This is a genomic window from Rhodococcus sp. WY5 (assembly GCF_018588185.1).
GTDB lineage: Bacteria > Actinomycetota > Actinomycetes > Mycobacteriales > Mycobacteriaceae > Rhodococcus_F > Rhodococcus_F qingshengii.
The window spans coordinates 1296929-1309987 of sequence record NZ_JAAMPR010000001.1 but is presented as its reverse complement, the minus strand read 5'-3'; the positions used below and the strand labels follow the sequence as shown (position 1 = coordinate 1309987).

10 protein-coding genes are annotated in these 13059 nt (G+C 62.0%); 5 read left to right on the top strand and 5 right to left on the bottom strand.

All coding sequences use genetic code 11. From position 1 onward, the window contains the following. Positions 1 to 36: 36 nt before the first annotated feature. The 3 genes from G4D79_RS05900 to G4D79_RS05890 all read right to left on the bottom strand — a co-directional run bounded on the left by G4D79_RS05900 (position 37) and on the right by G4D79_RS05890 (position 4511). A complete protein-coding gene (locus tag G4D79_RS05900; RefSeq protein WP_099696929.1) occupies positions 37 to 1476 on the bottom strand; it encodes a uracil-xanthine permease family protein in 1440 nt (479 codons plus the stop codon). 292 nt (positions 1477 to 1768) lie between these two features. Beyond that, positions 1769 to 2992 carry an aspartate aminotransferase family protein gene (locus G4D79_RS05895; protein WP_214514226.1) on the bottom strand — a complete coding sequence of 408 codons (1224 nt, stop codon included), beginning with the start codon at positions 2990 to 2992 and terminating at the stop codon, positions 1769 to 1771. Positions 2993 to 3032: 40 nt separating this feature from the next. Beyond that, the gene (locus G4D79_RS05890; protein ID WP_007735205.1) at positions 3033 to 4511 is read right to left on the bottom strand and encodes an amidase; all 1479 of its coding nucleotides are present in this window, start codon (positions 4509 to 4511) and stop codon (positions 3033 to 3035) included. Here G4D79_RS05890 and G4D79_RS05885 point away from each other — a divergent pair. Beyond that, positions 4503 to 4643, top strand: a complete 141-nt coding sequence (locus tag G4D79_RS05885; protein ID WP_155277953.1) for a hypothetical protein — start codon at positions 4503 to 4505, stop codon at positions 4641 to 4643. The genes G4D79_RS05890 and G4D79_RS05885 overlap by 9 nt on opposite strands. Here the strand turns inward: G4D79_RS05885 and G4D79_RS05880 are convergent. Then, positions 4637 to 5746 (bottom strand): ring-opening amidohydrolase, encoded by a 1110-nt coding sequence (locus G4D79_RS05880; protein ID WP_099696927.1) that lies wholly within the window; start codon positions 5744 to 5746, stop codon positions 4637 to 4639. The two genes, G4D79_RS05885 and G4D79_RS05880, sit on opposite strands and share 7 nt — an antisense overlap. Positions 5747 to 5969: 223 nt before the next feature. On the opposite strand from G4D79_RS05880, the gene upp reads away from it, so the two are divergent. From upp to G4D79_RS05860, 4 genes are all read left to right on the top strand, one after another. Next, entirely contained in the window at positions 5970 to 6593 is a 624-nt protein-coding gene (upp, locus tag G4D79_RS05875; protein WP_007735207.1) for a uracil phosphoribosyltransferase, read from the top strand. 92 nt (positions 6594 to 6685) lie between these two features. Continuing rightward, complete coding sequence (locus tag G4D79_RS05870; protein ID WP_003946020.1) at positions 6686 to 8383, top strand: PucR family transcriptional regulator; 1698 nt, start codon at positions 6686 to 6688, stop codon at positions 8381 to 8383. A gap of 289 nt (positions 8384 to 8672) precedes the next feature. Then, positions 8673 to 9899, top strand: a complete 1227-nt coding sequence (locus G4D79_RS05865; protein ID WP_007735210.1) for a CaiB/BaiF CoA-transferase family protein — start codon at positions 8673 to 8675, stop codon at positions 9897 to 9899. Then, positions 9896 to 11407 (top strand): carboxyl transferase domain-containing protein, encoded by a 1512-nt coding sequence (locus G4D79_RS05860; RefSeq protein ID WP_007735211.1) that lies wholly within the window; start codon positions 9896 to 9898, stop codon positions 11405 to 11407. The genes G4D79_RS05865 and G4D79_RS05860 overlap by 4 nt, the downstream gene beginning before the upstream one ends. Before the next feature lie 87 nt (positions 11408 to 11494). Here G4D79_RS05860 and G4D79_RS05855 read toward each other — a convergent pair whose 3' ends face one another. Then, positions 11495 to 12928: a uracil-xanthine permease family protein gene (locus G4D79_RS05855; protein WP_058039338.1), complete on the bottom strand. Its 1434-nt coding sequence runs from the start codon at positions 12926 to 12928 to the stop codon at positions 11495 to 11497. Positions 12929 to 13059 lie beyond the last annotated feature (131 nt).

Here is a 13059-nt window from a genome sequence, read left to right as displayed (position 1 = left end):
GTCACGGGTCATACCTGGCATACATTCAACTTGGCATCACGTGAGCTGCGCCACGGGCTCTTCAAGTTCGTCATCTGACGCATTCGCCCCCGGCGTTGCGCCCGGCCGCCTCCCGGACTTCGGCCTGTTCAGTTCAGGGTTCCAGGACCCCACGAGCCGGCAGAGGTGGTACATCACGATCACGACGATGGTGCCGAGCGCGATACCTCCGAGCGAGAACGTGTCACTGAACTTCAGCGCCGTGTCGCCGATACCGATGATCAGACCGGCGGCAATCGGCATCAGATTCAGCGGGTTCCCGAAGTCGACGCCGTTCTCTTTCCAGATCTTGGCGCCGAGCAGACCGATCATGCCGAACAGAACCACAAGAATTCCGCCCAGGACGCCGCCGGGCGTCGCCGCCATGACTGCTCCGAACTTGGGCGAGAAGCCGAGCAGGATCGCGATGAAACCCGCAATCACGTACGCGGCGGTCGAGTACACCCGCGTGGCAGCCATGACACCGATGTTCTCGGCATGAGTCGTCGTAGGGGAGCCGCCTACTGCGCTGGCGATGGCGGTGGCAAAACCGTCACCGGCAATGGCGCGTCCGATGTACGGGTCGAGATCGTCGCCCGTGATCTCGGCGACCGCCTTGACGTGTCCGGCGTTTTCCGCGACCAGTGCGATGACACCGGGAAGCACCAGAACGATGAACGTGAGGCTGAACGAGGGAGCATGAATACCGACGATCCCGTTGGCTTCGTCCGAGAACGGCGGCAACCCGCACCAGGACGCCGAGTGCACCGAATCCCAGTTGACACGAAAGTGCTCGGTGGGTGCGCCGCTACCACTGGCGGACGTGATCGGACCGGAGAGCCGGTCGAGGACCCACGAGAAGATGTAGCCGAAAACCAGCGCGACGAGAATGGCGATACGTCCCAGGAAGCCGCGTAGCGCAACGCTCATCACGATCAGTGCAACCATCACGATCAGTGCCACCCACTGATCCTGCGGCCAGTACAACCCCGCGACAACGGGCGCCAGGTTGAAGCCGATCAACATCACCACAGCGCCGGTGACCACCGGCGGTAGCGCTTTACTGATGACGCCACCGCCGAGAAAGTGGATGGCGATGCCGACGAATCCCAGAACCAACCCCGACACCAGAATCGCACCGGTCACTTCGGCCGTCGTTCCACCTTGGGCACGAATGGCGGCAACGCCACCGACAAAAGCTGCGGATGTTCCGAGGTAGCTGGGGACGTGCCCCTTGACCACCAGCAGGAAGAAGAGCGTACAAAAGCCTGACATCATCACGGCAAGTTGAGGATTGAGGCCCATGATGATCGGGAAGACGAACGTCGCGCCGAACATCGACACGACATGCTGGCCGCCCAACCCGATGGTTCTCGCCCAACTGAGTCGCTCGCCGGGAGCGACCACTTCACCGGCTCCGATGTTCTTTCCGTCTCCGTGCAACGTCCAGATCGGCATGACGAGACCTTTCGCAAAGGAGGAAGGTGTTCGAAATGCTTTGTGCCCCAGCCCACAAACACCGTGTCTGGAGTGAAACGCTAATGCAGGACCGAGATTCGGACGTGATGACAATCTGCCAGAACCCACTCACCGAGATTGGCAACAATGGTGGCAGATGATGCGGGCAGGGGTCATCGTCAGTGTTGGAGGCAGTTTCGACCGAAATGAGGACCACGCCACGAAGGGCCCAAACATTTTCTTCGGCTTAATGATTCCGTAACACGATGTCTGTCAACGGAAAACGACAGTCCTAGCCGAGGGCTGCGAGGATCCCTGCTGCCATCTCCGCGACCTGATCATCGGTCATGACAAACGTCGGCGAAATCTGCATCGCACCCTGACCCGCCGCGCGACCCGAAATACCATGCTCACGAAGCGTCTTCACGAACGGCAACGCCTCCGCCGGATCAGCCAACTGCACCGCAGCAACCGCACCGAGCCCACTACGAACCTCCGCCACCCGCGGATGCTCCGCCAACGGCTGCAGATGCGTATGCAACGACGCCTCCAAACGCTTCGACTCCGCGAGCAGATTCTCACGCTCGAGAATGTCCAGGTTCGCCATCGCCGCCGCAGCAGCACCGGCATGCCCGCCGTACGTGTAACCATGACGCCACCACGAACCCGCATAGAACGGCTCCGCCACCCGCGGCGCGATGAACACCGCACCCATCGGAACGTAACCCGACGTCAAACCCTTTGCCGTGGTCATCATGTCCGGCTGCAAATCGAAACGAGTAGACGCGAACCACTCACCACCGATCCGGCCGAAACCGGTCACGACGTCGTCGACGACAAACAGAATGTCGTGCTCACGGCAGATGTCACGCACCTCCGCCAGATACCCCTCCGGCGGCAGATACACCCCACCCGCACCGATGATCGGCTCCGCGAAGAACGCAGCGATCTTGTTCGCACCGACCCTCTCGATCAACTCGAGCAGACTCTTCGCATCATCCCAGCCGACCGTCGCCGCATCCGCCATCAGCTCGCCGTACCCCTCACGGTTCACCGGAATACCAGCGAGAGCCGTTCCGGCAACATGCATTCCGTGATACGCCTTCTGACGACCGACGATGATCGCCTTCTCCGGCTGCCCCACCTCGTGCCAGTACCGGCGAGCGAGCTTCGCCGCAGTGTCCACCGAATCCGAACCACCCGAGGTGAAGAAGATCTTGCTCCCGGCAACCGGCGCGATCGTCGCCAACCGCTCCGCCAACACCTGCGTGGTCTCGGGAACAAAATCACCGAAATTCGAGAAATGAGCGATCTTCGACAACTGAGCCGCTACCGCGTCCGCAATCTCGGTGCGCCCGTGCCCGACATTGGTGAACCACAGGCCCGCCGTCGCATCCAGATACCGAGTGCCCTCGCGGTCCCAGATGTACGCGCCCTCACCGCGTGAGACGACAAACGCGCCGTTCTTCTCCACAGCGCCCATGTCCGCGAACCCGTGCCACAATGCCGAAGCCATCGTCTTTCTCTCCCAACTGGATACGTTCGAAATAGATCGGTCAGTTCACGCGGAGTGCGGGCGGAAGAACCCGCTCGACCCACTGGGTTGCCTGCTCGAATGCGTAGGCGAGTTGGAGTACGTCCAAGTCGGCTCCGTGCCGACCGATGATCTGGATACCCATGGGAAGCGAACGATCGTCGAAGCCGACCGGCATCCCCGCAACCGGAACCCCGGCCATCGTCCAGGGAACAACCGTCTCCATCCACCGGTGATACGTGTCCATCGATCGGCCGTCGACGGTCTCGGGCCAGTGAGTGTTCTTGTCGAAAGGAAACACCTGGGCACTGGGCGCAAGAATGTAGTCGTAGGTTTCGAACATCTTGGTAATGGCCGACAGCCAGCCGTTGCGGGCCTCCGCGGCCTTGGTCACGTCGAGAGCCGACAGTGTGACCGCGTGCTCGAGTTCCCACAACAGTTCGGGCTTCATCAACTCGCGCAAGCTCGGATCGTTGTACTGATCGATCAAGCCGAGCTGTGCCCACCAACGCCACCGCAAGAACAGTTGCCAGATGTCCTCGGGTTTGAAGTCGGGAAGCGCCGCCTCGACGCGGCACCCCAACTGTTCGAAGACCTCGAACGAGGATTCGCACAACTCGAGAACTCCAGGTTCGGTTGCCAGGTAACCGTTCCAGTCACCGACCCATGCGATCCGAGAGCCCTTCAGATCACGTGCGAGGCTTTCGGTGAATACCGCGGGATCCTCACGAATCCCCAACGGTGCATAAGCATCCGGCCCCGCCATCGTGGAAAGCAGGTGAGCCACGTCGGTGACGGTTCGGCCCATCGGGCCCACAACGGCGCCCTGAGCGATGAATCCCGTCTCCGGTATCCGACCCCAGGATGGTCGAAACCCAACAACGTTGTTGAATGCCGACGGGTTTCGGAGCGAACCCATGTAATCGCTTCCATCAGCCACCGGCAACATGCGGAGCGCCAACGACGCTGCGGCGCCACCGCTGCTACCGCCGGCAGTGCGCGAATTGTCGTACGGCGACACCGTCGTACCCCACACCGGGTTGTACGTCTGGGATCCGAGCCCGAACTCCGGTGTGTTCGTCTTGCCGATCACAATGGCACCGGCAGACCTGATCCGCTTGACGAACAGTTCGTCATCTTCGGCGATTCGGTCCGCGAACATCGGCGACCCGGACGTGAACGGCAGACCCTTGGCTGCCGAAAGATCCTTCACCGCATGCGGAAACCCGTGCATCCAACCGAGATACTCCCCACTCGCCAACTGCGAATCACGCTCGCGCGCCTCCGCCGTCAACGCTTCCCGATCCCGCAATGCGACGATCGCGTTCACCGCCGGGTTATGTAATTCGATCTGATCGAGGAAGCTGTCCATCACCTCGACACACGACACTTCACGCCTGCGTATCAGACCACTGAGCGTGACCGCATCGGCCATGACGAGTTCGCGATTCTCGGGCGCACCGGAAACGCTCTCGTCGACAGGGTCAGCAGCATGAACCATCGTGAATCCTTTCAAGCAGTGAAGTGGGGTACGCCGCGGCGGACTCGCCGACACCGGCAACTGATTCGGGGACGAATTGCCGGTGGCGGCGCGACTGTCGAGGTTTCCAGCGAGGTTCTTGCCTACTACTGACCGAGATCGACGATGGCAGCGACTGGGCCGCCGCCCTCGGGACCCTGGTGCGCTGCCGATACCGAGACGAACACTGCCGGATCGCCGGTGACAGCTGCCGTGACTCCGCCGACACACGACTTGATCTGGCGGTGCCAGTGCACGTCGGAGTCATCGAGCATCGCATTACGACGGCCACGGACCGTTCCGTCCTGACTGGCCTCGCACTTCAAGAACACGTTGACGAGTTGACCGTCCAGGTCGCTCGAGTGCGGCCGCTCCGGAAGTTCGAGTCCGGCGTCACGGATCGCCGCCCAGATGCCGTCCTGGTCGAGCGGATCCTTCATCACGCTGTGGCCGATCCGGTAGCGTCCGCCGACGCCACGTGCGTTACCGACGACGACGATCTGCGCGCGGTCCAACTCGACGCCGGACGAGCAGGATGCGACAGAGGAGAAGAGTTCGCGGCTGTGCATGACATCCTCGTCGGTCGGCATGTCGATTTCGCCGAGCGCAACCGCGATCCCCAGAGCCGTTCCGCCGTTGGACAGGTCCATCGACTCATGAGTCTGTTCGGTCCACACAGTCTTGCCGCGGCTCTTGGCGTCACGGATGGTGTGAATTGTCAGCAACGGAGTCTTGGTCTGTACGTAGTGCACGTCGGCGGGATCGGTGATGCCGGCATTGGCCATCGCGTCTTTCACTGCCGCAGCAACTTTGGTGATCATGGCCGTACGGCCGATGTCCTCGGGCAGCAGTTGCTCACTCATGGCGACACCCACGGTCAGTCGCGGCTCTTCGGTCTTGGTGACCTTGTCTGCCGGTACGGTCGCGAAGATCGTCGCGTGCGGGCTGATCACGCCGTCCGTGCCGCCGGACCAGACGATCGGCACCTCCGCCACTTCTTCGGGGCTGCGATTACCCTTGGCGGAGAGAACCTCTCGGAACGCTCGGTCCGCGATGATGCGCGTGTAGTCGTTGACGCCGCCGTTACCCTCGGTTTTGCCGATGACTGCAATGACGCGGTCGGCCTCGAGGACACCGTCGTCGATCAGCTTGGCGAGCTCACTGGCGTCGGAGACGCTGTGTAGCGGAACCTTACGGACCTCGATTGCTTCGGGCATTGGCATCTCCTTGTATAGGGAATCGTGGAGGCAAAATTGGGCCTTGACAGCTCCGGGCGCCCAGTCCAGCCGAGCGGTTCGGAACTGCCGTGTCGACCACGCTATGACGACTCGAACCCATCGGCATCGTCAATACTTGCCCAAACGAAAACCGCGATTGGTTATTTCGACTCCGAATCACCGGTTGCGCGCCGCCCCATTGGTTCTCACTTACGATTCGACCATGGACACCACTGTTGTCGACCATCCGCTGGCGGCATCGCTGCTCACGACCATGCGCGACGCTCGCAGCGACAACGCAACGTTCCGGTCCGCCTTGCGCAGACTGACCCATATGTTGGTCTACGAGGCCATGCGCGGCGCAGAACTGGAACAGTTCGACATCGAGACGCCAGTTGCTCCGACGCTGGGGGTGCGGCTGGCGAATCCACCGCTCCTGGTCCCGGTCTTGCGAGCGGGCCTCGGCATGGTCGAACAGGCGAGTGCCCTTATTCCGCAGGCAGGCGTCGGTTTCGTGGGAATGGCACGAGACGAGAAGACACACCAGCCGGTTCCGTATCTCGAGTCCCTGCCAGCTGATCTGTCGAGCACCCCCGTCTACGTCCTCGATCCGATGTTGGCGACCGGTGGATCCATCGTCCGCACAATCGATCTGCTCATTGCACGCGGAGCCACCGATGTGACTGCAATATGTGTCGTCGTGGCTCCGGAGGGGATCGAAGCACTGAAGAACTCCGGACATCCGGTCCGGCTCCTCACAGCGAGCATCGACGACGGCCTGAACGAAAATGCTTTCCTGATACCTGGACTCGGAGACGCGGGCGATCGCCAATTCGGGCCGCGGTAGTTGGCAGACATACGGAGAACCGCTCATTTCGAGAGGCTATTTTCGTCAACTGTTGACAATGTTCGTCGCGTGATCGAGCGTAGTCTCGCGACATGGATAGATCTGCCAAATATTCGAGCGAAGAGCTTCAACATTTGCCAGAAGGTGGCGACTACAGACTCACAGTTCGGGATGTCCTCGAGCTGCCCAGTCTGCGTGGAGCCGAAGTCCTTGCCGGGCACGGGGGCTTACGCCACCTCGTTCAATCGGTGAACGTGATGGAAGTACCGGACATCCTCGCTTGGGTGAAGCCGAACGAGTTGTTGGTGACAACCGGGTTCCCGCTGCGCTACGGGCGAACCGGCGAGCTTCTCGACGACACAGATCTCAGTGACCTCGTCGACGGTCTTGCACGTCGAGGAGTCGCGGCACTTGCCGTGAAAACGGGCCGTTATCTCGACGAGCTGCCCGAGGCGATGCTGCACATGGCAGAGCAGCGAGGGCTTCCGCTGTTGGTTCTTCCCGTCACCGCGGGATTCGACGAGGTGATCTCGGAGGTCTTCACCAAGTTGGTGGCGAAGCAGTCCGCGGCACTCGACATTGCCGATCGACTTCACCGCTCGTTGACGTCGATCGTCTTGGAAGGTGGCGATCTACCTCAGATTGCCGCAGAATTCGCCGCGCTTTTCGACGTCAGCGTTCTGATCTGCTCGCCGGACGGAAGGGTATTGACCGAGGCCGGGGATTCAGCCGCGCTGAATGCGCTTCCGTTGTTCGAAAGCACCGGTCGGTTCCTGACCGAGCGGGTCGCCGTCGGTTTACAGAACGCGCCCAAGGGATTTCCCGGCCAGTTGGCGCTCACCCGAGTGGTGGCCGGCGGCACCGACCACGGCCGGATGGTGGCGTACGCCGGCACCCACGAACTCGGCGCAGTTGTCGTTCAAGCGCTGGAGCGAGCGGCCACCGTTGCCGCGCTGGCCGTCACCAAACAGCTGGCAGTTGCGGCAGTGGAATCCAAGTTCCGCGGCGACTTCCTCCGCGACGCACTGATAGGCGAAGCCGGCTCGCCTGCGGAAGTGAGCGCGCACTTCACCCAGTTGGGGTGGGATGTCACTCGTCCACTTGCCGTTGTGGTTGCAGAACTCGACGTCGATCACCCGGAATCCCAGCACGCGAATTCCACTCGCACGGACCAAGATCGACTCAGCGACGGCTGGCAACAAGTGGTACGAACACACGAGCGGACGGCGCCGTCCGTCGGGTTTCGACACGAGGTGGTCACGCTTTTCCCGACCAGCACCGACCGTGCGGTTCGGGACATCGAAGGGTTGGTGCGCAAGGTTGCCGGCGATCGCACCAGCGGCCGCCGATCCTTCAGCACGGGAGTGAGCCGGGTGATCTACTCCCTGGCCGATCTACCCGCGGCCTACGACCAAGCCTGTACAGCCGTGGTCGTCGGCCGACGTATCAACGGGCCGGGGCAGATCGCACACTTCGACGAACTCGGTGTACACCGACTCCTCTCGCTCCAGACGGACAAGAGCGAACTGCGTTCGTTCACCGATGACGTTCTGAAGTCCTTGTCGGCGGACAACGCCGAAGCCGCTGACCTGCGTCTGACACTCCAGACCCTGCTCGACTGCAATTGTAATGTCGCCGAGGCCTCCCGGGCGCTGCACATGCACTACAACACTTTGCGTTACAGAATCGGAAAGCTGGAGAGCGTCGTCGGATCGTTCACCGACGACCCCGTCCTTCGATTGAACGTCTCACTCGCCCTGCAGGTCATGAAGATGCACGAAATGTCATGACTTCGCACGATATGAGCTGACAGAACGTCCCGATAACGGTTCGATGCAACCGCAATCGCGCCGCCCGGTGAGCGTTCGTCACTTCTTACCCACCACTGACACCCGTCGTCGGCAAGGTTACCCATGTGCCGTTCACCGGTGCCCGCTTACGGTTCGAAAGACGGGCCGCACATACCTCCTTCAGTGGCCCTGGCCGGTTTCTCGGTCCAGCGGACCGGAGTCGACCGAACTACGGAGGCCTCAACCACCAACTGGCTCAGCCAATTACACCAGAACACGGCGGTGCGACATGAACTCGACTTCGAAGCCTCACAACACAAGTGCTCGTAGTGGTCCGTTACACGACGTGATAGTCGTCGACCTCACGCGCGCACTCGCGGGTCCTCACGCGGCAATGATGCTCGGCGATCTGGGTGCCGACGTGATCAAGGTCGAATCACCTCACGGCGGCGACGACACCCGTGGGTGGGGGCCGCCTTTTGTGGAGCCCACGTTGGAACCACCGAACACGCAACGGGAATCGACGTATTTTCTGTCCACGAACCGGAACAAGAAGTCGATCACGCTCGATCTGAAATCCGACAGTGGGCGCGCGACCCTCGAAGATCTCGTCTGCCGCGCCGATGTTCTCATGGAGAACTTCCGCACCGGAGTTCTCGATCGACTCGGATTCTCGACCGAGCGGCTGGCCGAACTCAATCCTCGACTGATCGTTCTGTCCATCAGCGGTTTCGGCCACGACGGCCCGGAAGGCGGTCGCGCCGGCTACGACCAGATCGCCCAGGGGGAAGCCGGACTCATGTCGCTGACCGGCTCGAGTCCGGACGACGTTCAACGAGTCGGAGTTCCGATCGCCGATCTTCTCGCCGGAATGTACGGGGCGTTCGGTGTCGTCGCGGCTTTGAAGGAACGCGAACAGACGGGGAAAGGCCGCGTTGTCCGAACGTCGCTCTTGGCCAGCGTGGTCGGTGTTCACGCGTTTCAAGGAACGAAGTGGACCGTCGCCGGCGAGGTAGGCACAGCGCAGGGCAACCACCATCCCTCCATCGCACCGTACGGACTCTTTCGTACCGGCGATGGCGCAGTGCAGATCTCGGTCGGCAGCGAAAGCCTGTGGAGAAGATTCTGCGAAGGATTCGACCTCGACCCTGACGCCCCGGGTATGGCAACAAACGCCGAACGCGTCGAAAATCATTTCCAGGTCGTCGAATTGATCGAACGTACCTTCAAGCCGTACTCGCGTGACGAGCTTCTGACCGAACTCGACCGCATCGGAGTACCGGCAGGACGGGTTCGGACGATCTCCGAAGTGTACGAATGGGAGCAGACCCGATCACAGGGATTGCTCGTCGACGTCGACCACAGCACGCTCGGAAACATCACACTGCCCGGTCCACCGCTACGATTTTTCGATCCGGACGGAACCGAGGTGACGGAGACCCGCCACACTGCACCTCCGGTTCTCGGTGAAGACACTGACGAAATCATGTCGTGGCTACAAGGATTCACCCGATGAACCGCCTGACGGCTCGCGACTTGCTCGACCTGGTGATCGATGCCGGCACCTGGGAATCGTGGGATACCCCTCCGATTCCCGTCGCGACCGACTCCGACTACGCCGAAGCACTTCTGCGGGCCCAGGAGAAGACCGGGCTCGACGAGTCCGTCCTGACCGGAAGCGCCTCCGTCCGAGGCCGCCGTGTGGCAATCATCGTCTGCGAGTTCGGTTTTCTCGGTGGTTCGATCGGCGTGGCGGCGGGAGAACGCCTCGTCGTCGCCATCCGTCGAGCCACGCAAGAGCAGCTGCCCCTTCTTGCGCTTCCCACGTCCGGGGGAACGCGTATGCAGGAGGGGACGACGGCGTTTTTGCAGATGGTCAAGATCACCGCGGCGCTCATCAAGCACAAAGAAGCGCACCTGCCCTACATCGTCTATCTCCGAAACCCCACCACCGGAGGCGTATTCGCGTCCTGGGGATCACTCGGTCACGTGACGATCGCGGAACCGGGGGCCCTCGTCGGATTCCTCGGCCCTCGAGTGTTCGAGGCCTTGTACAACTCACCTTTCCCCGCCGGTGTCCAGACAGCGGAGAACCTTCACGAGCACGGACTCATCGATGCAGTGAGGCCGCCAGACCAGCTCGCCGAAATCGTCGAACGCGCATTGCGCATCATCACCGGGGCGCATCGTGGGTACTTATTGCCCAGTGACCCGTGCTCGTACGATTGCCCACCCGATACGTCGGCGTGGGAATCCGTCGTCGCATCCCGACGCGAAGACCGACCGGGGATACGGGAAGTGTTGCTCAATTCCGCCTCGGACATGCTCCCGCTCAACGGAACCGGCCAAGGCGAGAACGATCCCGGCATCATGCTCGCGCTCGTTCGCTTCGGCGACATGCCCTGCGTCCTTCTCGGACAGGACCGGCGCGGACAGACTGCTCACTCCCCACTCGGCCCCGGCGCTCTGCGGGAGGCTCGGCGAGGTATGCGGTTGGCCGCAGAACTCGACCTGCCGCTGGTGACGATCATCGACACAGCGGGCGCGGCACTGTCGAAGGAGGCCGAAGAAGGCGGACTGGCGGGCGAGATCGCTCGGTGTATAGCCGACATGATTTCACTCGAGGTCCCCACCATTTCCCTCCTGCTCGGGCAGGGCACGGGCGGCGGCGCCCTGGCACTGATTCCGGCCGATCGAGTGCTGGCGGCCCGCCACGGTTGGCTCTCGCCCTTACCTCCCGAAGGTGCGAGCGCGATCATGTTCCACGACGTCACGCACGCGCCGGACATGGCAGCCAGTCAAGGGATCAGGTCCTTCGATCTGCTCGCGGGCGGCATCGTCGATCGGGTCATCCCCGAATTTCCCGATGCCGCGGACGAATCCGCCGCCTTCTGCACTCGAGTCGGAGCGGTACTGCACTACGAGCTGAGCGTGCTCAGTGCTACCGATGCGACTGAACGGCTCAACACCCGCACCGAACGCATCGACCGTATCGGCCTGGTCGAAGCCAGTACCTCCGTCTGATCGATCAGTACCCAGAACACCGGAAAGGCCGGACATCCTCCGCGGAGGATGTCCGGCCTTCGTCGATCGAGCACACTCAGCCAAGCGTCACGTGAGTTGCTTGGCGGGTTCCTCCCGCTCGCCGCCGGGAGTCTTCGAATCCGGCTTGTTCGGTTCCGGATTCTTCGCATTCAGTTCCGGGTTCTTCGAACCGATGAACTGGCACAGGTGGTACATCCCGATCACGACGATGGTGCCGAGCGCGATGCCGCTGAGCGAGAACGTGTCACTGAACTTCAGGGCCGTATCGCCGATACCGATGATGAGGCCGGCCGCGATCGGCATGAGGTTGAGCGGATTGCCGAAGTCGACGCCGTTCTCCTTCCATATCTTGGCGCCGAGAAGGCCGATCATGCCGTAGAGCACCACGGTGATTCCGCCGAGAACACCGCCGGGCGTCGCCGAGATGACGGCACCGAACTTGGGGGAGAAGCCGAGCATCATGGCGACGATGCCGGCAACCGCGTAGGCGGCGGTGGAGTACACACGGGTCGCTGCCATGACACCGATGTTCTCGGCGTACGTAGTGGTGGGCGAACCGCCGACGCTGCTGGCGATAGCGGTGGCGAAACCGTCACCGGCGAGCGCACGTCCCATGTACGGGTCGAGGTCGTCCCCGGTCATCTCGGCCACGGCCTTGACGTGGCCCGCGTTCTCCGCGATCAACGCGATGACACCCGGAAGGACCAGGATGATGAACGTGAGGCTGAACGACGGAGCGTGGATGCCGACGATTCCGTTGGCCTCGTCCGAGAACGGGGGAAGGCCGAACCACGACGCCGACTGCACCGAATCCCAGTTGACGCGGAAGTGCTCGGTGATCTGACCGGTGCCTGCGTCGTAGGAGGTGATCGTCCCCGAGACCCGGTCGAGGATCCAGGAGAGGACGTAGCCGAAGATCAGCGCCAGGAAGATGGCGATGCGCGCCATGAAGCCTCGTAGCGCGATACTCATGACGATCAGGGCCACCATGACGATCAGAGCCACCCACTGGTCCTGTGGCCAGTACAGCCCCGCGACGACGGGTGCCAGGTTGAATCCGATCAACATCACCACCGCGCCGGTCACCACCGGGGGAAGAACCTTGAATACGACCCGGCCACCGAGGAAGTGGATCGCGATACCGATGGCCGCCAGGACCAGTCCGGACACCAGGATCGCGCCGGTCACCTCTGCGGATGTTCCGCCTTGGGCACGAATGGCGGCGATACCACCGACAAAGGCCGCCGACGTACCGAGGTAGCTGGGAATGCGTCCCTTGACCACCAGCAGGAAGAAGAGCGTACAAAAGCCCGACATCATCACGGCAAGTTGAGGATTGAGCCCCATGATGATCGGGAAGACGAACGTCGCGCCGAACATCGACACCACGTGCTGGCTGCCCAGCCCGATGGTTCTTCCCCAGCTGAGCCGCTCGCCGGGAGCGACCACTTCACCCGGTCTGATGTTCTTTCCATCTCCGTGCAACGTCCAAATCGGCATGATGGGACCTTTCGTGCAGAGGAAGGTGTCCGAACGCTGAGTGTGCTCCAGCTCACAAAACACCGTGACTGGAGTGAAACGCTATTACAGCGCGGGGGTATCGACGTGATGACAATCTGCCAGAACCCACG

Bases quoted from the DNA above. Each gene is read 5' to 3' on its own strand.
- G4D79_RS05900 (WP_099696929.1), bottom strand. From the start codon at position 1,476: ATGCCGATCTGGACGTTGCACGGAGACGGAAAGAACATCGGAGCCGGT.
- G4D79_RS05895 (WP_214514226.1), bottom strand. From the start codon at position 2,992: ATGGCTTCGGCATTGTGGCACGGGTTCGCGGACATGGGCGCTGTGGAG.
- G4D79_RS05885 (WP_155277953.1), top strand. From the start codon at position 4,503: ATGAACCATCGTGAATCCTTTCAAGCAGTGAAGTGGGGTACGCCGCGG.
- G4D79_RS05890 (WP_007735205.1), bottom strand. From the start codon at position 4,511: ATGGTTCATGCTGCTGACCCTGTCGACGAGAGCGTTTCCGGTGCGCCC.
- G4D79_RS05880 (WP_099696927.1), bottom strand. From the start codon at position 5,746: ATGCCCGAAGCAATCGAGGTCCGTAAGGTTCCGCTACACAGCGTCTCC.
- upp (WP_007735207.1), top strand. From the start codon at position 5,970: ATGGACACCACTGTTGTCGACCATCCGCTGGCGGCATCGCTGCTCACG.
- G4D79_RS05870 (WP_003946020.1), top strand. From the start codon at position 6,686: ATGGATAGATCTGCCAAATATTCGAGCGAAGAGCTTCAACATTTGCCA.
- G4D79_RS05865 (WP_007735210.1), top strand. From the start codon at position 8,673: ATGAACTCGACTTCGAAGCCTCACAACACAAGTGCTCGTAGTGGTCCG.
- G4D79_RS05860 (WP_007735211.1), top strand. From the start codon at position 9,896: ATGAACCGCCTGACGGCTCGCGACTTGCTCGACCTGGTGATCGATGCC.
- G4D79_RS05855 (WP_058039338.1), bottom strand. From the start codon at position 12,928: ATGCCGATTTGGACGTTGCACGGAGATGGAAAGAACATCAGACCGGGT.